The sequence below is a fragment of the Acinetobacter sp. 1294243 genome (genome assembly GCF_000588015.1).
Taxonomy (GTDB): Bacteria; Pseudomonadota; Gammaproteobacteria; order Pseudomonadales; family Moraxellaceae; genus Acinetobacter; species Acinetobacter pittii.
Genome location: NZ_JFXG01000004.1, coordinates 48010 through 71506 on the forward strand (window position 1 = coordinate 48010; position 23497 = coordinate 71506).

Annotated in this window: 20 protein-coding genes and 1 pseudogene; 15 read left to right on the top strand and 6 right to left on the bottom strand. The window is 40.2% G+C overall.

Going from position 1 to position 23497, the window contains the following annotated elements:
• Window positions 1-40 precede the first annotated feature (40 nt).
• From pncA to J655_RS10995, 3 genes are all read left to right on the top strand, one after another.
• Window positions 41-685, top strand: coding sequence for a bifunctional nicotinamidase/pyrazinamidase (pncA, locus tag J655_RS10985; RefSeq protein ID WP_032012838.1), 645 nt, complete (start codon window positions 41-43; stop codon window positions 683-685).
• Window positions 686-737: 52 nt separating this feature from the next.
• The gene (locus J655_RS10990) at window positions 738-1676 is read left to right on the top strand and encodes a bile acid:sodium symporter family protein (protein WP_032006642.1); all 939 of its coding nucleotides are present in this window, start codon (window positions 738-740) and stop codon (window positions 1674-1676) included.
• A 176-nt stretch (window positions 1677-1852) separates the two neighbouring features.
• Window positions 1853-3196 carry an MATE family efflux transporter gene (locus J655_RS10995; protein ID WP_032052364.1) on the top strand — a complete coding sequence of 448 codons (1344 nt, stop codon included), beginning with the start codon at window positions 1853-1855 and terminating at the stop codon, window positions 3194-3196.
• A 20-nt stretch (window positions 3197-3216) separates the two neighbouring features.
• Here J655_RS10995 and J655_RS11000 read toward each other — a convergent pair whose 3' ends face one another.
• Window positions 3217-3687, bottom strand: coding sequence for a DUF523 domain-containing protein (locus J655_RS11000; protein WP_017481872.1), 471 nt, complete (start codon window positions 3685-3687; stop codon window positions 3217-3219).
• Window positions 3688-4215: 528 nt separating this feature from the next.
• Between J655_RS11000 and hppD the strand changes: the two genes are divergently transcribed.
• Window positions 4216-5271 carry a 4-hydroxyphenylpyruvate dioxygenase gene (gene hppD / locus J655_RS11005; protein ID WP_002119157.1) on the top strand — a complete coding sequence of 352 codons (1056 nt, stop codon included), beginning with the start codon at window positions 4216-4218 and terminating at the stop codon, window positions 5269-5271.
• 70 nt (window positions 5272-5341) lie between these two features.
• On the opposite strand, the gene J655_RS11010 is transcribed toward hppD, so the two are convergent.
• From J655_RS11010 to fahA, 4 genes are all read right to left on the bottom strand, one after another.
• Window positions 5342-6121, bottom strand: coding sequence for an IclR family transcriptional regulator (locus J655_RS11010; protein WP_017481871.1), 780 nt, complete (start codon window positions 6119-6121; stop codon window positions 5342-5344).
• A gap of 294 nt (window positions 6122-6415) precedes the next feature.
• Entirely contained in the window at window positions 6416-6964 is a 549-nt protein-coding gene (locus J655_RS11015) for a VOC family protein (protein ID WP_005066622.1), read from the bottom strand.
• 17 nt (window positions 6965-6981) lie between these two features.
• Complete coding sequence (maiA, locus tag J655_RS11020) at window positions 6982-7614, bottom strand: maleylacetoacetate isomerase (protein ID WP_019767343.1); 633 nt, start codon at window positions 7612-7614, stop codon at window positions 6982-6984.
• Entirely contained in the window at window positions 7601-8908 is a 1308-nt protein-coding gene (gene fahA, locus J655_RS11025) for a fumarylacetoacetase (protein WP_032052365.1), read from the bottom strand. The genes maiA and fahA overlap by 14 nt, the downstream gene beginning before the upstream one ends.
• A 356-nt stretch (window positions 8909-9264) precedes the next feature.
• Between fahA and J655_RS11030 the strand changes: the two genes are divergently transcribed.
• The 3 genes from J655_RS11030 (at window position 9265) to zigA (ending at window position 12912) form a co-directional block, all read left to right on the top strand.
• On the top strand, window positions 9265-10653 hold the full coding sequence (locus J655_RS11030) for an amino acid permease (protein ID WP_002119258.1): 1389 nt from the start codon (window positions 9265-9267) through the stop codon (window positions 10651-10653).
• A gap of 164 nt (window positions 10654-10817) precedes the next feature.
• Window positions 10818-11504, top strand: a complete 687-nt coding sequence (locus J655_RS11035; RefSeq protein ID WP_032006645.1) for a D-Ala-D-Ala carboxypeptidase family metallohydrolase — start codon at window positions 10818-10820, stop codon at window positions 11502-11504.
• A gap of 142 nt (window positions 11505-11646) precedes the next feature.
• Window positions 11647-12912: a zinc metallochaperone GTPase ZigA gene (zigA, locus tag J655_RS11040; protein WP_081403788.1), complete on the top strand. Its 1266-nt coding sequence runs from the start codon at window positions 11647-11649 to the stop codon at window positions 12910-12912.
• Window positions 12913-12946: 34 nt separating this feature from the next.
• Here zigA and J655_RS11045 read toward each other — a convergent pair whose 3' ends face one another.
• Window positions 12947-14059 carry an acyltransferase family protein gene (locus J655_RS11045; protein WP_032006647.1) on the bottom strand — a complete coding sequence of 371 codons (1113 nt, stop codon included), beginning with the start codon at window positions 14057-14059 and terminating at the stop codon, window positions 12947-12949.
• Between the two features lie 352 nt (window positions 14060-14411).
• Here J655_RS11045 and hutC point away from each other — a divergent pair, with 352 nt between their 5' ends.
• The 8 genes and pseudogenes from hutC to J655_RS25535 form a co-directional block, all read left to right on the top strand.
• The gene (hutC, locus tag J655_RS11050) at window positions 14412-15164 is read left to right on the top strand and encodes a histidine utilization repressor (RefSeq protein WP_032052367.1); all 753 of its coding nucleotides are present in this window, start codon (window positions 14412-14414) and stop codon (window positions 15162-15164) included.
• Window positions 15161-15736, top strand: a complete 576-nt coding sequence (locus J655_RS11055; RefSeq protein WP_032006649.1) for a HutD family protein — start codon at window positions 15161-15163, stop codon at window positions 15734-15736. Before hutC ends, J655_RS11055 begins: the two co-directional genes overlap by 4 nt.
• Before the next feature lie 261 nt (window positions 15737-15997).
• Window positions 15998-17665, top strand: coding sequence for a urocanate hydratase (gene hutU, locus J655_RS11060; RefSeq protein WP_014207979.1), 1668 nt, complete (start codon window positions 15998-16000; stop codon window positions 17663-17665).
• 87 nt (window positions 17666-17752) lie between these two features.
• On the top strand, window positions 17753-19291 hold the full coding sequence (gene hutH / locus J655_RS11065) for a histidine ammonia-lyase (RefSeq protein WP_000421598.1): 1539 nt from the start codon (window positions 17753-17755) through the stop codon (window positions 19289-19291).
• A gap of 64 nt (window positions 19292-19355) precedes the next feature.
• Window positions 19356-20768, top strand: a complete 1413-nt coding sequence (locus J655_RS11070; RefSeq protein ID WP_032052368.1) for an amino acid permease — start codon at window positions 19356-19358, stop codon at window positions 20766-20768.
• Between the two features lie 51 nt (window positions 20769-20819).
• Entirely contained in the window at window positions 20820-22025 is a 1206-nt protein-coding gene (hutI, locus tag J655_RS11075) for an imidazolonepropionase (protein WP_032052369.1), read from the top strand.
• 10 nt (window positions 22026-22035) lie between these two features.
• On the top strand, window positions 22036-22956 hold the full coding sequence (gene hutG / locus J655_RS11080) for a formimidoylglutamase (protein ID WP_032052370.1): 921 nt from the start codon (window positions 22036-22038) through the stop codon (window positions 22954-22956).
• Window positions 22957-23050: 94 nt separating this feature from the next.
• Window positions 23051-23474 (top strand): annotated as a pseudogene (locus J655_RS25535) (glutamate racemase); the annotation flags it as partial.
• Window positions 23475-23497: the final 23 nt, after the last annotated feature.

Below are 23497 nucleotides of genomic sequence, written 5' to 3' on the forward strand. Positions count from 1 at the left end.
CAAGATAGAATGCAATTTCCCAGTTGGGATTGAAGATGACATGAAAATGAATAAACAACTACAAAATGCGGTTTTAATCGTAGTTGATGTACAAAATGGTTTTACACCGGGTGGAAATTTAGCAGTTGCCGACGCCGATACAATTATTCCAACCATTAACCAACTTGCTGGTTGTTTTGAAAATGTCGTCCTGACTCAGGACTGGCACCCGGATAATCATATCTCTTTTGCAGCCAATCATTTTGGCAAGCAGCCATTTGAAACAATTGAACTCGACTATGGACTACAGGTGCTTTGGCCTAAGCATTGTGTACAAGGTACTCAAGATGCCGAGTTTCATCCTGATTTAAATATTCCGACAGCTCAACTGATTATTCGAAAAGGCTTTCATGCTCATATTGATAGCTACTCGGCTTTTATAGAAGCTGATCACTCTACAACGACGGGTTTAACGGGTTATCTAAAAGAGCGCGGTATTGATACGGTTTATGTGGTCGGAATTGCTACGGACTTTTGTGTAGCATGGACTGCTTTAGACGCAGTTAAGCAAGGTTTTAAAACTTTAGTGGTTGAAGATGCTTGTAAAGGGATTGATCTGAATGGTTCGTTAGAACAAGCATGGCAAACCATGCAGCAGCAAGGTGTTGTCCGTATTCAGTCGATTGATCTGTTGAGTGAGCGCTAATTATATTGCTCTGATTTTTAACTTTCATATTTTAATTTTAGGGATAGAAAGTATGGCTGCATTCCTACGCTTTACCCAATTTATTCAAAAAACTTTTGCCCTATGGGTGATTGTTTTTGCAGCGCTAGCGCTATGGCAACCTGAACTTTTTGTCTGGCTCAAAGCGTACATTCCATGGATTTTGGGCATTATTATGCTTGGTATGGGAATGACCATGACCGTCGATGACTTTAAAGGGGTATTACAAAGCCCTAAAGCGGTATTGATTGGGGTGGTTGCGCAGTTTGTGGTGATGCCGGGCTTAGCATATGTTCTATGTAAATTATTTAATTTACCGCCTGAAATTGCGGTTGGAGTCATTTTGGTGGGTTGTTGCCCAGGGGGAACGGCTTCAAATGTGATTACCTATATGGCTAAAGGCAATGTGGCGTTATCGGTAGCTTGTACATCGGTATCAACACTTTTGGCACCAGTGTTAACACCAGCGATTTTCTATCTGCTTGCCAGCCAATGGCTAAAGATTGATGCAGCTTCGATGTTTATTTCGATTTTGCAGGTGGTGCTACTACCTATTATCGTTGGTTTGATTTTAAGAACATGGCTTAAACGTCAGGTCGAATCTTATATTCAAGTCATGCCTTTAGTTTCGGTCATTGCAATTGTAGCGATTGTGGCAGCTATTATTGGTGGAAGCAAAGCAGCAATTTTACAGTCGGGTTTGCTTATTTTGGCTGTGGTGATCTTACATAATGGGCTTGGATATTTATTAGGTTTTACCGCAGCGCGTTTCTTTAAATTACCTTATGCGGACAGTAAGGCGATTGCTATTGAGGTGGGGATGCAAAACTCAGGCTTAGGTGTTGCACTTGCAGCAGTCCATTTTGCTGCTTCTCCGATTACAGCTGTACCAAGCGCGATTTTCAGTCTTTGGCATAATATTTCTGGGCCTGCACTTGCGACTTATTGGGCAAGTAAACACAAACAAGAATAACTGTATAAACAACATACATGACAAAAGAAGGCCAAACGAATAGTTTGGCCTTTTCATTTAAAGCACATTTTATGGGAGCTAAAGGTAGAACTGGTATGTCTTTTGCTTTGAATTGATGCACTAAAAATAACGTGAATATGAGTATAAATCGTAAAGAAAAATAAGGCATTTCCTTGATGAACCAGATTTTTAAATTATTTATTCCCATGCTCTCAAGCAATTTAATTCTAGTTTTAAGTGGATTGATTGATATTGCTTATGTAGGGCATTTTAGTAACGATCATGTAGCAGCATTATCGGTGACCTTATCTTTATATACAGTGGTTTATGTCATTGGTATGGGGATTCTGCAAGGTGTGATGCTCAAGCTTTCAGAAGCTTATGGTTGCCATGACATACCACGCATTCGTCAAATTTTTATTCAAGGCATCTGGCTGATGTTATGTTCGGCATTGCTGAGTATTGGCTTGCTTTACTTGTTCCGTGATTTACCAAAATTGTTTGGAGCATCTGAACATGTCATTTCAATTACTAAAAACTGTATTTGGGCTTTGGTATTTATTTTACCTGCCCATTTATTGATGCGCTTATTTACAGCTTTGTCTCAGGTCACTGAAAATGCACATAAGGTTTTACTATCAGATAGCATTTTCTTCATTCTTAAAATTATTTTGTCCTATCTTTTGATTTATGGTGTCGCTTCATTTTCAATTCCGCCACTTGGTGCAATAGGGGCTTTGTTAGCCACTCTCATTGTACGGTGGTTTATGTTGGCTGTTTACTACCTGTTTTTTCTGGAGAAAAGATACATCTTTATTGAGCATCCCGAACAGTCAGTTGAAGATAGCCGCCAAAGTCTGCGTATGATTTTAAAAATAGGTATCCCGACTGCGATCATGGCGTTGATGGACGTCGTTGCATTTTGTTCGGTTGCTATTCTGATTTTGCCTTTTGGGAGTGTGGTGTCAGCGGCACATCAAATTGTCGCGAGTACTGGCGGCTTCATGTTTATTTTTCCTTCGTCAATTGCCTCGGCTTATAGCATTTTGGTGTCACGATCTATGGGCAGCGGGAACATGCAAGAAGCGAACAAAATTGCCAGACAAAGTATATGGGTGATTATGGCAGTGAGTGGCAGTTTGTCCCTGTGTTTATGGTTGGAACGGGATTTAATTGTCACGTTCTATTCAGATGATTTGGCTGTGCAGATTTTGGCAGCATCACTGCTGTTGATTGTCTGTATGTCTCACTTTCTAGATGGCTTAATGACGTTATTGACCTCTTTGCTGCGTTGTTGGGATGTGTCGATTTTACCAATGCTGATTTTCTTGGTCGTGGTGTTATGTTTCGGATTAGGCGGTGGTTGGTGGATGGCCTACAAAGGACTGCATTGGCAGGATATCTCGATTTCTGCGATGGGAATTTATGGCTTCTGGTGGATGGCTGCCATAAGTTATTTAGTGGCTTGTCTAATGAGTGCCATCTGTTTCCATTTTAGAAAACAATTAAGAGGTTTTTGATTAGGTAGATCAACACACTCTTAAAGAGGATGTTCTACTAACCAATCTTCAATCTCATTTTCAGAAATTACTTCAAAGCCATGGCGCTGCAAAAGCGCCGTGGTGATTCCAACTCCCGTAATTTTCTCACCTTGAAAAGTACCGTTATAAATTTTTTGGCTACCACAAGATGGGCTATTCTCTTTTAAAACCACACAAGTCGCTTTTATTTGCTGTGCAACTTCTAGGGTGCGGTAAGCACCTTTTAAATATAACTCTGTCACATCTAAACCAGATAAATCAGTAATTCTTGCTTTGCCATCAAGCACATCTTGACCTGTTCCGCCCACAATTTCTGCAGGTAAACGGGGAGTGGTAAAACCACCTAATAGCTCTGGGCATAATGCTTGGGCTTTTTTATTGATTAATAGCTGCTTAAGTCGGGTATTTGGACAGGATTTACCATCATATCGAACAGGTTCACCAATTAAACATGCGCTGACTAAAAGCATAGTTTTCCAAACTCAAAGCAAGAGAGATTTTTGAAGATAAAGAATCATAAACAGAATATCGAATATGACAATTGATTTTAAAAACAGGCAAACTAAAAGATTACTAAAATTATGCAATTCATAATTAAGTTATGTATTGCATAATTTAATTGTTTTTAGTAGCATCTAATTCAAGGTAAATGGCCATTGGAGATCCAACAAGGATGTTGGTCTCCATAAATCTATAAATGATTTTTAGGAAAAGACGATTTTTAAAGGTTTATTGAAAAATCTCAATCGTACTTTTAGATAACAAAGGACAGTGTGTATGGAAAATAAACACCACATGGAACGGAAATTAATCATTAAAAGCTCTACGCTCATCATATCTTCATTTTAATGACTCGTTTTTTTCTCATAGGATGCGTTGGGTTAAGCCAATTTGACGGTTCAAATACTCACCCAATAGCAACGTATTCTATAGAGAAAGGAGCTGAGTTCATCAGCAATAGAGATAAACGGAACAGGTAATCACCAGAGGGAAACTAGATGGATATTTTAGAGAACCCATTAGAATTATGCGGTTTTGCATTTATTGAGTTTGTTTCAAAAGAAAATGAATTAGATCCAGTTTTTGAAACAATCGGCTTTTCAAAAGTAGCCAAGCATAAATCGAAAGAAGCGTACTTATGGCGTCAAGGAAATATCAATATTATCCTGAATTATCAGCCAGAATCTTATGCTTCATTCTTCTTTAATGAACATGGTCCATCTGCTTGTGCGATGGGTTTTAAAACACGTGATGCAGCAAAAGCTTTCCAAAAAGCAGTAGAGCTTGGTGCTGAACCAATGTATTCAAAAGTTGGGCCAATGGAGCTCAACATCCCGGCAATCAAAGGTATTGGTGGTATGCCAATCTTTTTAGTTGACCGTGATATTTATGAAAATGACTTTGTTTTCTTTGATGATGCTGAGAAACGTCCAGTAGGGGCAGGTTTAAACGAGATTGACCACTTAACTCATAACGTCTACAAAGGCCGTATGGAGTATTGGGCAAACTTCTATGAGAAAATCTTTAACTTCCAAGAAATTCGCTACTTTGATATTAAAGGCGAATATACAGGTTTAACGTCTAAAGCATTAACAGCACCAGACGGTAAGATCCGTATTCCGCTAAACGAAGATTCAGACAAAGGAAACGGCCAAATTGCAGAGTTCCTCTCTGACTTTAATGGCGAAGGTATTCAGCATATCGCGTTTATTTGTGATGACTTAATCTCGACTTGGGATAAGTTAAAAGGCCTTGGTCTGAAATTCATGACTCCGCCGCCAAATACGTATTATGAAATGCTAGAAGATCGTTTACCTGAGCATGGTGAACCGACTGATGAATTAAAACAGCGCGGTATTTTGCTTGATGGTAATACTAAAGACGGTCAGAAAAAGCTGTTATTGCAAATTTTCTCTGAAAACATGATTGGTCCAGTTTTCTTTGAATTTATTCAACGTAAAGATGATGACGGCTTTGGTGAAGGTAACTTCAAGGCGTTATTTGAGTCGATTGAACGTGACCAGATTCGCCGTGGTGTATTAGAAACTAAATAAATAAGCTGAGCTTTATTCCTGATCTAAAAAAACCAAGAGTTTGATCTCTTGGTTTTTTTATCGCTATTGATTAGCGGCTTTTAATATATTGATTGATGAGCTGCACTTCATTTTTCAAGATTTCAATCGTTTTACTGTGAGGGTCGACTGGTAAAAACATTTCACTGTCTAGTGCGACAATACAAAACTCAATGCTTTGGTTTGAATTAAACACAGGTAAACCCACCGCATTAATTCCTGTCAGTAAATCACCTTTCGCTGCCGACATTTGTTGCTGGCGAATGGTGTCTTTAAGCTCTGTAAATGCGTGCCAGTTTTGCGGTGCGATGTGCAGACCAAGTTCCTGATGCTTTTGCCATTCTGCTTCCATTAAGGGACGAACAAAATGTTCTGGAAGATAAGAAGCAAATAAACGTCCAGCAGCAGAATTGACTAAAGGCATAATCGAGCCGACTTTAGTGACAATCGAAATAGGGTGGTTTGATTCAATCGACTGAACCACGACAGGGCCTTTTGGTGACCATTTACTAATTTGTATACCGCAACCAATTTTGTTTTGTAGGTCGTAAATTAAATGCTGTACCAGCTGTAGTGTGTCGCTATGCTGGACACAGTTGAGACCTAAGCGCCATGCCTGATCACCTAAAGCATATTGCCCATCATCAAGCTGTTTTGCATATTCCATGCGAATAAGGCTGACCAGATAGCGGTGAACCTTGGCAGGATGCATTTCTAGCTTGCTAGACAGATCTTTGAGAATAATAGGTTGATTGTGTTCCAAAAGGGCGTTTAGTACAGATAAACCGACTTCAAGTGATTGAACCCCCCCAGATACTTTTTCTTCAATCATTTAAATACCCTTAATAAATTTACTTCAGCTGTTAAACAGTGACGATCAAAACATAAATTGAAATTGGCGCGTTTTACATCATGCCTGAGCCTAGTGAAAAATAGAAATCACCTTTTTCTATTAGCGAAATTGACATGTTTAATAACCAACAATTTTTTTAAATCACTATGCTCTTATTTATAGCGCAATTTTCTAGAAATTTAGCGGTTTTAAATAATATAAATCGGCATTGATATAGAACTGCTCTTAAAACAATTCTAATCAATGCCGATTTTTTATTACGCTCTTTAAAAATTAGGTTCCTAACTCTTCTTCATGCAAGAAATGAGTATGGTGCGGAGCGCGTTTGGTTTTGCTCCATTCCTCTAGCATTTCAGCTTTCATTTCTTCTGTAATTTTTGCAATTTTTTCTTCAGCATGAGCATCGTTATAAGTCAGTTCTAAACGATGGCCATTTGGATCGAAGAAGTAAATTGAGTGGAAAATACCATGGTTGGTTACGCCTAAAACTTTCACACCATTTTCTTCTAAATGTTGCTTGGCAGCCATCAACGCATTTAAGTCTTCAACTTCAAAAGCAATATGTTGTACCCATTGCGGAGTATTTTCATCTCGACCCATTTCTGGTTGAGTTGGCAATTCAAAAAATGCTAAAACGTTGCCTTGACCAGCATCTAAGAATAAATGCATGTATGGGTCAAAGGCTTTAGTTGACGGCACATGGTCTTCAGCAAAAGCTAAAATAAAGTCCATATTGAGCATTTTTTTATACCACTCAACAGTTTCTTTCGCATCCTTACAACGATATGCAACGTGATGTATTTTTTTAATAGCAAATGTCATATTAAAACTCCTTTTTACTATTCCCAATCTGGTTGTTGTTCTGGCGCCGCGTTATAAAAGGCTGGGATAGACAAACAATGGTGATAAATCGATTCAATTTTTGGAAACGCAGATAAATCAATCTTGAAGCGTTTCGCGTTGTAGACCTGTGGAATCAGGCAGCAATCGGCAATAGTTGCTTGTTGTCCAAAGCAAAATTGTCCATTTGAATCTTGAAGTTGCTGTTCGAGATTTTGAAAGCCTTCAATAATCCAGTGCTGATACCAATAATTTTTCTGCTCATCTGAAACATTTAAGTCATTTTTTAAATATTTCAGTACGCGTAAGTTATTTAATGGATGAATATCGCAAGCGATTGCTTGAGCAAAAGCGCGAACTTTTGCTCTCTCTTGCACATCACTTGGAAGTAGTTTGGTTTCTGGATATTGCTCATCTAGATATTCCAAAATACTTAACGATTGAGACAAGGTTAAATCGCCGTCAATTAAAGTCGGAACTAGAGCACTACTGTTTAACTTTAAATAGTCTTCGCTTTGCTGTTCATTTTTTACCAGATGAACTGGAACAGTCTCATAAGCTAAACCTTTAATGTTTAGACCAATCCGTACTCTGTAGGCTGCAGAGCTACGAAAGTAACTATACAGCTTCATAGTCAGGCTCCGAAGTTTCTGCAAAATCGAAATTTAATGCAGGAAGGACTGTATTTCGAACTTCACCGAAGCCAATGCGAATACCATTTTTCTCACAGTGACCTTTCATAATGAGTGTATCGCCGTCTTGCAAGAAACCACGAGTTTCACCATTGGCAAGTGTTAAAGGCTTGGTGGTGTTCCATGTAAGCTCAAGCAAGCTGCCATACGAATCTGGTGTAGAACCTGAAATAGTACCTGAACCCATTAAATCACCAACCTGAACGTTACAGCCGCCAATGGTGTGGTGAGTGAGCTGCTGAGCCATAGACCAGTACATATATTTGAAATTAGTTTGGCAAATCACGTCAGCTTGTGCCGATTTCGGGCTTTGAATTTCAACACTCAAATTAATGTCATAACTATTCGCGATATTTTCTTGTAAATACGTTAAAGGTTTAGGCTCTTGTTTTGGGCCTTCCACTTTAAATGGCTCAAGTGCTTCAAGTGTGACTACCCAAGGTGAGATGGCACTAGCAAATGATTTTGAATTGAAAGGGCCTAAAGGCACATATTCCCATTGCTGGATATCGCGTGCTGACCAGTCATTGAGTAATACCACTCCAAAAATATGATCCCAAGCATTTTCAATAGAGATCGGCTGGCCAAGCTCTGTTGGGTTACCAATAACAAATGCTGTTTCAAGTTCGAAATCGAGTTTACGCGTAGCTGAGAAAACTGGGCGCTCTTCATTTGGAAGTTTAATTTGACCAGATGGACGCACGACTTGAGTGCCACTGACGACAACAGAGCTAGCACGGCCGTTATAACCAACAGGCAATTCAGTCCAGTTTGGCAGTAAAGCATTTTTAGGGTCGCGGAACATACAGCCTACATTGGTGGCATGTTCTTTAGAAGAATAGAAATCGGTATAACCAGATACTTGAAGTGGTAAATGCAAAGTAACGCTGTCTTGCTTAACCAAAACTTCCTGACGCAATGCTTCATTTTCTTGAAGCGTTAAATTTTCAACCGAGAGAAGAGACTGTAGTGTCTTACGAACTTTTGACCAGTTGGCTTTTCCAGACTCGATAAATTTATTCAGAGTAGGCTGGTTAAAGTATGTGTCTTGTTCTGAAAGTTTTAAAAGACCATGCTTTTCAAGAGCAGCGAGATCAATCACCCAATCACCAATAGCTACACCAACTTGACGCTCACTTTCGTTAGCTCTGCTAAAAACACCGTAAGGCAAATTATGAATAGTGAAATCTGATTGAGGTGAAACTTCAATAAAAGAGTTTAGTTTTTGTTCCATTTTCGCTTCCTTGTCTTTATCTCGGGTCTTATACAAATAAAAGTTCGGTCTAGGACTGAGCTACTCAATAAGTTTTAACCTTTGCTTAGATCATCTTTTGTCTTATGAGTTTGATATAGACCGAGCACAACCAATTGCTTCATGTCTCTATAATACTGAATTCATCAAATTACGCAATACATAATTTAATTACACATTTCATAATAATTGTCATTTCTTGTATTTTCTGTTTTCATTCGCGGTCATGAGAAAAGTCACGCAATTATTTTTTCATGAATCTCTATGAAAGTTTGATCAATTTATGATATACGTAATTTATTGGAAAAAAATTACGTGACACGGATGAGAATAATCATATGTCAGCACAAGAGCAAGGAAACCTGAAACATGGTTTGAGTAATCGGCACATCCAGCTTATTGCATTGGGTGGGGCGATTGGCACAGGGCTTTTTCTTGGTATATCACAATCGATTAAATTAGCAGGTCCATCGGTCATCCTCGGTTATGCCATTGCAGGATTTATTGCTTTTTTAATGATGCGTCAGCTTGGTGAAATGGTGGTAGAAGAGCCAGTTAGTGGATCTTTTAGTCATTTTGCCTACAAATATTGGGGACCATTTGCAGGGTTCATGTCAGGATGGAACTATTGGGTACTCAATGTACTCGTCTGTATGGCAGAACTAAGCGCAATTGGTCTTTACATTCAATATTGGTGGCCGCAAATCCCGACGTGGGCATCTGCTTTAGCCTTCTTTGTCTTAATTAATGGCATTAATCTGCTACACGTTAAGTTTTTTGGCGAAATGGAATTTTGGTTTTCTATTGTCAAAATCTTAGCGATTCTTGCAATGATTGGCTTTGGTTCATATCTACTTGCAACAGGCACAGCAGGTCCACAGGCAAGCATTTCAAACCTTTGGGCACTTGGCGGTTTCTTCCCGTTCGGTGTTGAAGGCTTAGTGATGGCAATGGCGGTCATTATTTTTGCTTTTGGTGGTATTGAGCTTTTCGGTATTACTGCAGCTGAAGCACGTGACCCTGATAAAACTTTACCTAAAGCTGTGAATCAAATTATTTATCGTATTTTGATTTTCTACATTGCGACGCTTTTTGTTTTATTCTCGCTGTTCCCATGGAACCAAATGGCACAAGGCGGAAGCCCGTTTGTAATGGTCTTTGCTTCTTTAGATAGCCAAGGCATAGCAACGTTATTGAACTTTGTGATTTTGACCGCTGCGGTTTCAGTTTATAACGGGACAAGTTATTGCAGTAGCCGTATGTTATTAGGCCTTGCACAACAAGGAAATGCACCAAAAGTATTTGCACGTATTAATAAACGCGGTATTCCAACCAACGCAGTGATCCTTTCTGCGGCAGTCACTATTTTATGTGTACTGTTAAATTATATTTTCCCTGAAAAAGCATTTGGTTTACTCATGATGCTTGTGGTTGCAGCGATTGTAATTAACTGGGTTGTAATTTCATGGACGCATTTAAAATTCCGCAAATATATGCAGCGCCAAGGGCAAACAACGAAGTTCCCAAGCTTTATGTATCCGTTTAGCAACTATCTATGCATACTGTTTATGCTGGGTATTTTGGTCGTGATGTCTTTAACACCAGATATGCGTGTTGCGGTCATGATGATTCCTGGCTGGATCTTGTGTTTGATGGTGGCTTACCAATTTAAACGCCGAAAATTAAAAGCTGAGCAGTCTGTACCTGCCTTAGAAGCAGATATTTAATAAATTATTGAGTTGTATTTAAAAAAGGACGTATCTCATACGTCCTTTTTTATTTTTAAAATTTAGCAACAGAAATTAAAGGATTTTATTATTGTTATAATATAACATTTCATTAATTTGATGATGAGCAATTTTCCCATTTTTGGTGAAGATAGAGCATATTTATGAAGCGTTATTTCGGTTTAATTTTATTATCTCTCACAGCGTGTAGCACTCAAACTCCCAAGCCAACAATCCCTCTGCACAACCAGACCTCTTTACCTCAACCTACAAAAACAGTGGTCAGAATAAAGCCTCAGCCTGAGGCGTATGTTGCATGGTTAGCAACAGCAGATCATCGTCAGTCTGTGCAAGCTTACAAGCAATTTCTTAAACAAAAGGGTCTTGCCGATTTAGTGCCAGACCATGAATTATTAAGCTCAGCTCGAGACTGGCAAAAATGTGGAGTTGAGCCTTACGCGGTGCCACCACGCGAGATTTGGTCCAATATTGTTCCGACGCTTAGCATTTTAAAAGCGTTAGTTGAGGATGGTGTAATTAATGATTTTGAAGTGACTTCGGTCTACCGAGCATTATCTCTAAACCGCTGTGCAGGTGGTGCTGATGCTTCCCGACATGTCTTTAATGCAGCGCTTGATTTTAGAATTGGGCCAGAACAGCCTACCGATTTAGACCAATTCAATATTCAGCAAACCAAAACCAAACTTTGTCAGTTCTGGGCGACAAAAGGTCAAGCGCTTAATATGGGACTAGGTGTTTATGCTTCAGGGCAAATTCATATTGATAGCCAAGGATTCCGTGCATGGGGACCTGACCATCACTACAAAACCTCAATTTGTCAGGGACTATAAAAGCAATTTTTTCAACGACTAAGTAAATTGATTTAAACAAAAGCGGAATAAAAACTTGATCAATAGTTATGTTATAACATAACATTATTGTGGTTTAGAAATAGATTACGCCTGTGATCTGGCCATACCTAGATGGCCAGCCATGATCAGTTTAAATATTATTCGAAGAGATCAAGCCATGCGCACTGCAATCGCCAACTCATTTGCCAAGCTTCCCGTCACTGTTTTATCAGGCTTTTTGGGTGCAGGAAAAACCACATTACTCAACCATATTTTAAATAATCGTGAAGGCCGCCGTATTGCCGTGATTGTCAATGATATGTCTGAGGTGAATATTGATGCTGCATTAGTACGTGAAGGTGGGGCAGAGCTTTCAAGAACGGATGAAAAGCTGGTTGAAATGAGTAATGGCTGTATCTGTTGTACGTTACGTGAAGATTTATTGGTTGAGGTTAAACGGCTAGCTGATGAAGGACGATTTGACCAATTGGTGATTGAGTCAACTGGCATTTCTGAACCACTGCCTGTTGCAGAAACCTTTACCTTTGAAGATGAAGATGGAAACTCACTCAATGAGTTTGCTCGACTCGACACCATGGTTACGGTAGTCGATGCTTTTAACTTTCTTAAAGACTACAGTTCAGTCGACTCACTGCAACAACGTGGTGAGTCATTAGGCGAGCAAGATGAAAGAACTGTAGTCGATCTTCTCATTGATCAAATCGAGTTTTGTGATGTGATTGTGCTGAATAAAATTGATCTGATTGATCGGGCTCAGCAAGACCAGCTTATCGCCATTTTAAGAACTCTAAACCCGCGTGCCCGAATTGAAATTGCTCAATTTGGAAAGATTGCCTTAGATAAAATTTTAAATACGCAATTATTCGATTTTGATGAAGCTGCCCAAGCACCAGGTTGGTTAAAAGAGTTACGTGGTGAGCATACGCCAGAGACTGAAGAGTATGGAATCAGTAGCTTTGTTTACCGCGCTCGCCGACCTTTCCATCCAGAGCGTTTTTATGATTTGGTTCAGGCTGAATGGCCGGGAGTCGTGCGTTCTAAGGGCTTTTTCTGGTTGGCTGCCGAACCGACATTGGCTTATTCATGGTCACAAGCAGGTGCAATGGCTCGACACGGCTTGGCAGGTTATTGGTGGGCCGCCGTTGCAGAAGAAGATTGGCCGAGTGACCTAGCCAGCATTGAACAAATTAAGAAAAATTGGGATGCCCGCACAGGTGATGCACGTCAGGAGCTGGTATTAATTGGTATGCAAATGGATGAGCAAGCTTTAATAGAACGCTTAGACCGTTGTTTATTAAATGATGAAGAAATGGCTTTAGGTCCACAAGCTTGGCAGAGCTGGTCGAACCCTTTTAAGCAAGATGATGAAACCATGTTGATTGCTTAATTAAAAAAGCCCCTATTTAAAAGGGGCTTTTTTTTTATGATTTATCTTTAATGAAAACCTTTCGAATGTAGGTGTTAAGTGGGGTGGAATAATATTTTTCAATTGCTGCGCTAATGATGAAAGTTAAAATCAGATAGCCAATTAAAAGCATAATTTTGATGCTAGAGTCAGTTTGAGCCGGAATAAAAGCAACCTTCATAAGGCCCAGCACAACCAGATGAAACAAATAAGTTTCATAACTTCTTTGCCCCAACCAGACCATCACTTTGGTCAATAGGTTATGCGCCTGTGTTTCGGAAGGATGCTGAAAACACAAAATGAGTAGACCTGTAGCAAAAGCAAATAAGCTGATACCCCATGTACTGACTTCTTTAATTGGCGCATATAAATATAGAGCGGTCATACTCAAAATAATCAACCACGAAAGAGGTTTTTTATAGGGCCAATTTGGCTGATATTTATGAGAGAAAATGGCAGTTAAACAGCCAATTGCTATACCATCAAAACTCGAAAAATAGTGATATAAATAGGCACCGCTTTCTTCTCCAAAATGGAGAGACCTAAAATAAGGCCCATATAAAATCACGCCAATTAGTACAGCAACAAAGACCTTATTACTACGCGTAAGTAGACACAATAATGGAAAAACAAAGTAAAAAACTTCTTCTACAGAGAGTGACCACAACACCCCCAAAGCATAGTTTACCCAACCAAATTTAATAATCAGGATATTCATCCAGAAGGTTAAAGCTGCAAAAATTGTTAGTGGATAGGAAACCTCAATGCCATTCGGGGCTTGGTTCATAAAGGGTTTTAAGTCAAACGAACCGAGTATGCTTACCCCAAAAATGAGTAATACCAGACACGGTAAAATACGTGCTGCCCGTCGGATATAAAAATGCTTGAGGTTAATTGCAGAAAATTGTTTGTCTCGTTTTAAAGTGTGATGAGTAATTAAAAAACCCGAAATCACAAAAAACATGGTGACGCCATAATTTCCGTTTCTTGCGATGACTGTGCTAAATGCTTCACCTAAAAAATCAAAACCTAACCATGTATCTTTAAGTTTATAGGGAATATTAAAATGATGTAAAAGAACCAAAAGGATAGAGATTCCTCGAAGAATATCTATTTTATAATTACGCATTCGATGTGCTTCCAGTTTTATTAATATACTGTGTGGCAGAAGAATACTATCGATCAGTTATTTTAAATAAAAGTTTTAAGCATCATTTCGTAAACCCGAAAAAATGATATTTTTGTTTTCTTGGATGGGGCACTGGCTTAGCAGAAATAACTATTAAATAAATATTGATAAAATCCTAATATATTTGAATTTCTCTACATAAAACTTTAAATTAGCTCTTATCGAGCTATGTTTATTTTTTAAACTTTTTAAAATCTATTTATTTCATAAATTAACATGTTGTATGTGGTTGTATATACATAGCATGTCAACTAAAATACTTTTTTGCCTGCCGCCTTTTTGAGTATTTGTTATGCCCAGAACATCAAAACAAGAACATGCTGAGCTTTCGATTGAAGCTGATAGTCCAGTTCCTTTATATCAACGCGTCAAACAGCTGATTTCACAAAAGATTTATGAAGGCTCGTGGGCTGTAAATAAAAAAATTCCTTCGGAAAGTGAACTGGTTAATCAACTCGGCTGTAGCCGTATGACGGTAAACCGTGCGCTACGTGAGTTAACGACTGAGGGTTTACTTGTGCGAATTCAGGGCGTTGGTTCTTTCGTAGCTGAAGGGCAAGGCCGAACTGCACTTTTTCAAATTAATAATATTGCCGATGAGATTATTGCACGAAACCATAAGCACCACGCTGAAGTTTTAGTCCTAGAACAAGTTTATGCAAATGCAGAGCAAAGCGTGTTAATGCAGACTCGTGAAGGGCAAAGATTATTTCATTCGATTATTGTGCATTATGAAAATGATGTACCTGTTCAGGTCGAAGATCGTTTAGTTGATGCAGCACTGATTCCAGATTATTTAGAACAAGATTTTAAAACCATTACCCCAAATGCTTACCTCATGGCAAAAGCTCCCGTGACAGAAGGCGAGCATATTGTTGAGGCCGTTTTAGCATCTCCTCAAGAGTGTAAGTGGTTAAAGATTACTAAAGCTGAGCCATGCTTACTCATTCGCCGCCGCACATGGTCAAACAAACAACTCATTTCAAGTGCGCGTTTGATCTATCCGGGTAGCCGCTACTATCTCGAAGGGAAATTTAATCCATGATTGAATTGATCAGGGCCGATCAATATACAAAAATGCTTTGGAAAAACGGTGCAGGCTTTACTTTAGAAATTGCTCGAAGCCTAGGTGAGGCTGACTTTGACTGGCGTATTTCGATGGCAGATGTGACCACTTCTGGGCCATTTTCGCTATTTCCCAATAAGCAGCGCATTATTAGCGTTCTTGATGGGAAGGGTATGGTGCTGCATGTCGATGATCTTCCTGCCAAAACGCTGAACCAAGGTGATATTTTTGCTTTCCATGGCGAGAATCAGGTCCAAAGTGAACTGGTCGACGGTGCAATTCGAGATTTAAATTTAATTTATGATCCTGCAAAGTTTCATGCTCGTTTTCAGTGGTTGAATGATGCAGCGGAGCAGGCATTTATCAGTTCGGCAGACCTGATTTTCATTTTTAATCAGGGTAGTGAAACGGAAGTGAACGTTGATGATCATTCCGTTCAGATTGCTGCTAATGAGACTTTAAAAATTGAAAAAAATACTGGGGTAACATCGGTTCATTTTACTCAAACTCAAGCAAAAAGTTGTTATGTTATTGAGCTAATTCAACGTTAAAAATTAAGTAATTTGCTTATTCAAAAGCACATGTCTACTGAAAAGACATGTGCTTTTTTTATACCTGATATAAAAATAAATTAATTTAATTCATAAGTTTATTGAATTTTATTAAAAAAATATCAGTCACCCTCTTCACGCCGAAAAATATTTGTGTAGTATATGGATGTATATACAAGTTAATACATTACTATACAAATGCAGAGACAAGTGATGTTCTGCTGATGTAAGCTCAAAGGAAGGAGTCCGACCGTGACAACAATGACAACAAAATTTCGTGATGTAGAAATTCGTGCGCCACGCGGCACTGAATTGACGGCTAAAAGTTGGTTAACTGAAGCTCCATTACGTATGTTGATGAATAACCTTGATCCGGACGTTGCAGAAAACCCGAAAGAGTTGGTTGTATACGGTGGTATTGGCCGTGCAGCACGAAACTGGGAATGTTTCGACAAAATTGTAGATACGCTAAAAAATCTTGAAACTGATGAAACTTTATTGGTTCAATCAGGCAAACCAGTAGGTGTGTTTAAAACTCATAAAGATGCACCACGCGTTTTAATTGCAAACTCAAACCTTGTACCGCACTGGGCAAACTGGGAACACTTTAACGAATTAGACGCTAAAGCTTTGGCAATGTACGGTCAAATGACAGCAGGTTCATGGATCTATATTGGTAGCCAAGGCATTGTACAAGGTACTTACGAAACTTTCGTTGAAGCAGGCCGTCAACACTATAACGGTGATTTAAAAGGTCGTTGGGTGCTTACTGCTGGTTTAGGTGGTATGGGTGGTGCTCAGCCTTTAGCTGCAACACTTGCAGGTGCGTGTTCTTTAAACATTGAATGCCAACAAGCAAGTATCGATTTCCGTTTACGTACCCGTTATGTAGATGAACAAGCGACTGACTTAGACGATGCTTTAGCGCGTATTGACCGTTATACGAAAGAAGGTAAAGCAATTTCAATTGCGCTTCATGGTAACGCTGCTGAAATTTTACCTGAGCTTGTACGCCGTGGTGTACGTCCAGACATGGTAACTGACCAAACAAGTGCACATGATCCACTAAATGGCTACTTACCAGTAGGCTGGACTTGGGATGAATACCGTGCACGTGCGAAAACTGAACCAGAAGCTGTTGTAAAAGCTGCAAAACAGTCGATGGCGAAGCACGTACAAGCGATGCTTGATTTCCAAAAAATGGGTGTTCCAACTTTTGACTATGGTAATAACATCCGTCAAATGGCGAAAGAAGAAGGTGTAGCAAACGCTTTTGATTTCCCAGGCTTCGTACCTGCATACATCCGTCCATTGTTCTGCCGTGGTATTGGTCCATTCCGTTGGGCAGCGCTTTCTGGTGACCCAGAAGATATTTATAAAACAGATGCCAAAGTTAAAGAGTTAATTCCTGATGATGAGCATTTACATCACTGGTTAGACATGGCACGTGAACGCATTAGCTTCCAAGGTTTACCAGCGCGTATTTGCTGGGTAGGTTTAGGCTTACGTGCAAAACTTGGTTTGGCATTTAACGAAATGGTTCGTAGCGGTGAATTATCAGCTCCAGTTGTGATTGGGCGTGACCATTTAGACTCAGGTTCAGTTGCAAGTCCAAACCGTGAAACTGAAGCAATGCAAGACGGATCAGATGCAGTATCAGACTGGCCTTTATTAAACGCTTTGCTTAATACAGCAGGCGGCGCAACTTGGGTGTCTTTACATCACGGTGGTGGTGTAGGTATGGGCTTCTCTCAACACTCAGGCGTTGTGATTGTGTGTGATGGTACAGATGAAGCTGCTGCACGTATTGCTCGCGTACTGACCAATGACCCTGCAACAGGTGTTATGCGTCATGCCGATGCAGGTTATGAAATTGCAATTAACTGTGCGAAAGAGCAAGGCCTACACTTGCCAATGATCACGCAATAAAAATACACGGAAGAACTGGCGGTGCTTTTTGCAATTGTGAAAAGCACCGTCTCAGCAGAATATAGTGCAAAAAATTAGGAAGCCAACATGGAATTATTAATCCAACCGGGAAAACTAACCTTAGCCGATTTACGTCAAGCGTACCTCAACCCGATCAAAGTTAAATTAGATGAAAGTGCTTCATCTGCAATTAATGCAAGCGTGGCTTGCGTTGAGAAAATTGTAAATGAAGGACGTACAGCTTACGGCATTAATACAGGCTTTGGCTTACTTGCTTCAACCAAAATTGCTCCTGAAGATTTAGAAAAATTACAGCGTTCATTGGTTCTTTCGCATGCAGCAGGTGTAGGTGAAGCACTTGATGATGCAATGGTTCGTTTAATTATTCTATTGAAAGCAAATAGCTTGGCGCGTGGTTTCTCTGGTATTCGCCGTAAAGTGATTGATGCTTTGTTGGCTTTAATTAATGCCGAAGTTTACCCACACATTCCACTGAAAGGTTCAGTAGGCGCTTCAGGTGACTTGGCACCACTTGCACACATGTCTTTAGTGTTACTTGGTGAAGGTAAGGCGCGTTATAAAGGTGAATGGTTACCAGCAGTTGAAGCTTTAAAAGTTGCAGGTTTAGAACCAATTTCTTTAGCAGCTAAAGAAGGTTTAGCACTTTTAAATGGTACACAAGTTTCAACGGCTTATGCTTTACGCGGCTTATTTGAAGCGGAAGATTTATTTGCCGCTGCAACTGTTTGTGGTGGCTTAAGCGTTGAAGCAATGCTGGGTTCACGTGCACCATTTGATGCGCGTATTCATGAAGTACGTGGTCAACGTGGCCAAATTGATGTGGCTGCGGCTTATCGTGATCTATTAACAGACTCGAGTGAAATTGCACATTCACACGAAGACTGTAGCAAAGTTCAAGACCCATACTCTTTACGTTGCCAACCACAGGTGATGGGCGCATGTTTAACCCAAATCCGTCAGGCTGCTGAAGTATTAGAAATTGAAGCAAATGCTGTATCTGATAATCCGCTTGTTTTTGCTGAACAAGGTGACGTGATTTCTGGTGGTAACTTCCATGCAGAACCTGTTGCAATGGCGGCTGATAATTTAGCATTAGCAATTGCAGAAATTGGTTCATTGTCTGAACGTCGTATTTCAATGATGATGGACCGTCACATGTCGCAACTTCCACCGTTCTTGGTGGCAAATGGTGGTGTTAACTCGGGCTTTATGATTGCTCAGGTAACCGCTGCTGCTCTTGCAAGTGACAACAAAGCGCTTGCTCATCCAGCAAGTGTTGATAGCTTACCGACTTCTGCCAACCAAGAAGACCATGTATCAATGGCTCCGAATGCGGGTAAACGTCTTTGGTATATGGCTGACAACGTCCGTGGCATTTTAGCTGTTGAATGGTTAGGCGCTTGTCAGGGTCTAGACTTCCGTGAAGGCCTAAAAAGCTCGCCTAAACTTGAACAAGCTCGTAAAATCTTGCGCGCTCAAGTGCCTTACTACAGTGAAGACCGTTTCTTTGCTCCTGATATTGAGCAAGCAAGTGAATTACTCTCAAGCGGCTGCTTAAACGAGTTAATTATTCCAAAACTACTCCCTAGTTTATCTGAAGTGTGATTGATAAAACGGTCACATGGAGTGGCCGAATCTAACTAAATATCCTCAAGGATTGGAGATTATAATGCCACAAACCCCCACACTACAGCGGGTTTTAAACCCCCGCCACATTCGTTTCTTGGCATTGGGCTCAGCAATTGGAACTGGGCTTTTCTATGGTTCGGCAACTGCCATTAAAATGGCAGGGCCTTCAGTATTACTTGCGTATATCGTTGCAGGGATTGCAATTTATATCGTTATGCGCGCATTGGGTGAAATGGCTGTCCAAAACCCTGTCTCTGGTTCATTTAGCCACTATGCTTCACAGTACATTGGTCCATTGGCTGGCTTTACGACAGGCTGGACTTATGTTTTTGAGATGATCATTGTGGCGTTGGCTGATGTCACTGCTTTTGGTATTTACATGGGGTTCTGGTATCCCGATGTACCACGGTGGATCTGGATTTTATCCCTGATTATGTTCTTGGGTGCAATTAACCTCATTCACGTTAAAGTCTTTGGCGAACTCGAGTTTTGGCTTTCTATTGTCAAGGTGAGCGCCATTGTTGCCATGATTTTAGGTGGAATCGGTTTAATGTTCTACGGCTTCCATGCTGACCATAGCAGTGTGGTACCGGGTATTCAAAACTTATGGATTTATGATGGCTTTATGCCGCATGGGATTGCCGGCTTAGTTGCATGCTTATCTGTGGTTGTATTTGCTTTCGGTGGTATCGAAATTATTGGTATTACAGCAGGTGAATCACAAGATCCGAAAACCACTTTACCAAAAGCAATTAATGCAGTTCCAGTACGTATTTTACTTTTCTATGTGTTGACCATTTTTGTACTGATGTCGATTTTCCCATGGAATCAAATTGGTAGCCAAGGTAGTCCATTTGTACAGATTTTTGAGAATTTGGGCATTCAATCAGCAGCTACAATTTTAAATATTGTCGTGATTACTGCTGCTGTTTCAGCGATTAATAGTGATGTATTTGGTGCTGGTCGTATGCTTTATGGCATGGCAAACCGTGGTCAAGCGCCTCGAGTTTTCCAGAAATTATCACGTAATGGTGTGCCATGGATGACTGTAGTGGTTATGGCTGGGGGGCTATTAATTGGTGTAGTGCTGAACTACCTGATTCCTGAAAATGTATTCATGATCATTGCCTCAATTGCAACTTTCGCAACCGTTTGGGTGTGGCTCATGATCTTGCTTTCGCAAGTCGCGATGCGCCGTAAGTTGTCTACTGCTGAAATTAAGGCATTGGATTTCCCCGTTATTGGTTGGCCGTATGCTCCTGCGTTTGCAATTGGTTTTATGGTATTCATTTTAGTCATGATGGGTTATTTCCCAGATTCACGCCCTGCAATTTATGTGGGAATCACATGGCTTGTTCTGTTAATGATCGCTTATCGTATTTGGGTCAAACCTCAGCAAAATTCGGGAAAGCAAATTAATTCAATTCCGCAAAATATCGAGATAGAAAGCTAACAAGTCAACTGCCCAATAGCTTTACTGTTGGGCAGTTTTGAGGAAAGGCGAATGAAAAAACTTTGGCAAAATTGCCACATTGCGACCATGCAAAATGGGCAATATTCCTATATTGAAGATGCAGCAATAGTCACAGAAGGGCATCTGATTCACTGGATTGGAAAACAACAACAACTTCCTGCCGACACTTATTCCGAAACAGTTAACTTAAATGGCGCTTGGGTAACCCCGGGGTTGATCGACTGTCATACGCATAGTGTTTTTGGTGGCAACCGTAGTGTTGAGTTTGAAAAACGCTTGCAAGGTGTGAGCTATGCTGAAATTGCTGCAAGCGGTGGCGGCATTGCCAGTACAGTTCGTGCAACACGTGAAGCAAGCGAAGAACAATTACTAAGCTCAGCACTTAAACGTATTCGCTGTATGCAAAAAGACGGCGTTACAACCATCGAGATCAAATCTGGCTACGGACTCAATTACGAAAATGAGCGCAAGATGCTGCGTGTGATCCGTCAAATTGGTGAAGCTTTACCAATGACGGTAAAAAGCACTTGCTTGGCTGCACATGCGTTACCGCCAGAGTACAAAGACCAAAGCGATGCTTATATCGAGCATATCTGTACAGAGATGTTGCCTAAACTACATGCTGAAGGTTTAGTCGATGCAGTTGATGCTTTCTGCGAGCATTTGGCATTTTCACCAGCTCAGGTTGAACGTGTTTTTAAAACAGCACAATCATTAGGTTTGCCCGTTAAGCTTCATGCTGAGCAGCTCTCATCGCTAGGTGGTTCAAGCTTGGCAGCACGTTATCATGCTTTGTCGGCCGACCATTTAGAGTACATGACCGAAGATGATGTCAAAGCAATGGCAGAGTCGGGCACGGTTGCAGTGTTATTACCGGGTGCCTTTTATTTATTGCGTGAAACGCAATACCCACCAATTGAAAGCCTGATTAAACATGGCGTGCGTATTGCGCTGTCGAGTGATTTAAACCCGGGTACATCTCCAGCACTTTCTTTACGTTTAATGCTCAACATGGGCAGCACACTTTTCCGCTTAAGGCCTGAGCAAGCCTTAGCAGGTGTCACCATTCATGCTGCACAAGCGCTCGGTTTAGAGCAAACACACGGCAGTTTAGAGCAGGGTAAAGTCGCTGACTTTGTGGCTTGGGGTATTGAGCATCCATCTGAAATAGTTTACTGGCTGGGCGGAGATTTGCCTAAGCGAGTCGTTCAGCATGGACAAGAAGTTATTTTTTAGACGGTGGCATATGAATCACACATTTAAATGGCAAGGCCGCCATGATGGCGAGGGTGAAGCACACCAACGTATTCACCATATCATGAACAAAACCCAACCTGCTGAATTTGCCCTGATTGGTTTTAGCTCTGATGAAGGCGTGAAACGTAACAAAGGCCGAGTCGGCGCTGCTGATGCACCAGATGCGATTCGTACACAACTGGCTAATTTACCGATTCATCGTCCAGTCAGTATTCTCGATTTGGGTACAGTGACCTGTGAATCTGAGAATTTAGAGCAAGCGCAAACCGAGTTGGCAGAGCAAGTCGCAAATAGCTTACAAAATGGTTTAAAACCGATTGTATTGGGCGGTGGACATGAGGTTGCCTTTGGCAGCTTTAGTGGTCTGTTCCACTATGTACAAGCCCACGCGCCAGATAAAAAAATAGGCATTATTAATTTTGATGCCCACTTTGATTTACGTGAAGCTGAACATGCCACCTCTGGAACACCATTTTTACAGGCAGCTCGACTTTCAGAACAGCATCAAAAACAATTTAATTATTTATGTATTGGGGTCGCCAACCATGCCAATACTAAAGTTTTGTTTGATACAGCCGATGCGCTAAATTGTTCATATTTACGCGATCATGAGGTTAATATTTTTAACCTATCAAACGTGCTTGCAGCGGTTGATGCTTTTATTGAAAAAGTAGACTATTTGTACGTTACGATTGATTTAGATGTCTTCACGGCTGCGGTTGCACCAGGGGTCAGTGCACCTGCTGTAAAAGGAATTGATTTAGCTACTTTTGAAGCAATTTTTAAGCATATTCAAGAGAATGGGAAAATCAAACTTTTAGATATTGCTGAGTGCAATCCAAAATTTGATTTGGACAATCGAACAGCAAAACTGGCTGCCTATATTGTTTATCAATACTTCTTTAATTAATAAGTTAAAGAATATACTTTTAAGTCAGGTTTTTACTTAAGGCCTGACTGAAAAGATTGTAAAAATAATGAACTAGAAGAATAGCCTGATAGGAATGATTGATTCTGGTCTAGGAGGATTGTCTCTATTTATTAAGCACATTCGGCAGACCCGTCCGAATGAAGATATTATTTCCTTTGCAGACTCGAAATATATTCCCTATGGGGATAAAAATAGCGATTGAAACGATTAGAGCGCAAAATTAGTATTCCACTTATTGCTATAGAACCTGCGGTAAAACCAGCTGTAGGAATAACCTTAAGTAAATATATTATTGTTTTGGCAACTGAAACCACCGTTAAAGGAAAAATTTAGAAAATTTAATTGAAACTTACGCAAAAGATATCAAAGTGTCTTTACTGCCATGTATTGGTCTGGCCGAAAAAATTGAAAATACCAAAGCATACACTGCTGAAGTTAAAAGCTATTTAAAAAATATTTTGGATTTTCTGTTAGGACGAAAGGTTGATATGATCCTAGCCAAAATAATGGACACAAAGTC

What these genes read in the sequence shown, in the direction of transcription:
- J655_RS11055 (WP_032006649.1), top strand. Translation starts at nt 15,161, where the DNA reads ATGATTGAATTGATCAGGGCCGATCAATATACAAAAATGCTTTGGAAA.
- J655_RS11035 (WP_032006645.1), top strand. Translation starts at nt 10,818, where the DNA reads ATGAAGCGTTATTTCGGTTTAATTTTATTATCTCTCACAGCGTGTAGC.
- J655_RS11015 (WP_005066622.1), bottom strand. Translation starts at nt 6,964, where the DNA reads ATGACATTTGCTATTAAAAAAATACATCACGTTGCATATCGTTGTAAG.
- hutI (WP_032052369.1), top strand. Translation starts at nt 20,820, where the DNA reads ATGAAAAAACTTTGGCAAAATTGCCACATTGCGACCATGCAAAATGGG.
- maiA (WP_019767343.1), bottom strand. Translation starts at nt 7,614, where the DNA reads ATGAAGCTGTATAGTTACTTTCGTAGCTCTGCAGCCTACAGAGTACGG.
- fahA (WP_032052365.1), bottom strand. Translation starts at nt 8,908, where the DNA reads ATGGAACAAAAACTAAACTCTTTTATTGAAGTTTCACCTCAATCAGAT.
- J655_RS11070 (WP_032052368.1), top strand. Translation starts at nt 19,356, where the DNA reads ATGCCACAAACCCCCACACTACAGCGGGTTTTAAACCCCCGCCACATT.
- zigA (WP_081403788.1), top strand. Translation starts at nt 11,647, where the DNA reads ATGATCAGTTTAAATATTATTCGAAGAGATCAAGCCATGCGCACTGCA.
- hppD (WP_002119157.1), top strand. Translation starts at nt 4,216, where the DNA reads ATGGATATTTTAGAGAACCCATTAGAATTATGCGGTTTTGCATTTATT.
- J655_RS10995 (WP_032052364.1), top strand. Translation starts at nt 1,853, where the DNA reads ATGAACCAGATTTTTAAATTATTTATTCCCATGCTCTCAAGCAATTTA.
- J655_RS11010 (WP_017481871.1), bottom strand. Translation starts at nt 6,121, where the DNA reads ATGATTGAAGAAAAAGTATCTGGGGGGGTTCAATCACTTGAAGTCGGT.
- J655_RS11000 (WP_017481872.1), bottom strand. Translation starts at nt 3,687, where the DNA reads ATGCTTTTAGTCAGCGCATGTTTAATTGGTGAACCTGTTCGATATGAT.
- hutC (WP_032052367.1), top strand. Translation starts at nt 14,412, where the DNA reads ATGCCCAGAACATCAAAACAAGAACATGCTGAGCTTTCGATTGAAGCT.
- J655_RS11045 (WP_032006647.1), bottom strand. Translation starts at nt 14,059, where the DNA reads ATGCGTAATTATAAAATAGATATTCTTCGAGGAATCTCTATCCTTTTG.
- hutG (WP_032052370.1), top strand. Translation starts at nt 22,036, where the DNA reads ATGAATCACACATTTAAATGGCAAGGCCGCCATGATGGCGAGGGTGAA.
- J655_RS11030 (WP_002119258.1), top strand. Translation starts at nt 9,265, where the DNA reads ATGTCAGCACAAGAGCAAGGAAACCTGAAACATGGTTTGAGTAATCGG.
- hutU (WP_014207979.1), top strand. Translation starts at nt 15,998, where the DNA reads ATGACAACAAAATTTCGTGATGTAGAAATTCGTGCGCCACGCGGCACT.
- pncA (WP_032012838.1), top strand. Translation starts at nt 41, where the DNA reads ATGAAAATGAATAAACAACTACAAAATGCGGTTTTAATCGTAGTTGAT.
- J655_RS10990 (WP_032006642.1), top strand. Translation starts at nt 738, where the DNA reads ATGGCTGCATTCCTACGCTTTACCCAATTTATTCAAAAAACTTTTGCC.
- hutH (WP_000421598.1), top strand. Translation starts at nt 17,753, where the DNA reads ATGGAATTATTAATCCAACCGGGAAAACTAACCTTAGCCGATTTACGT.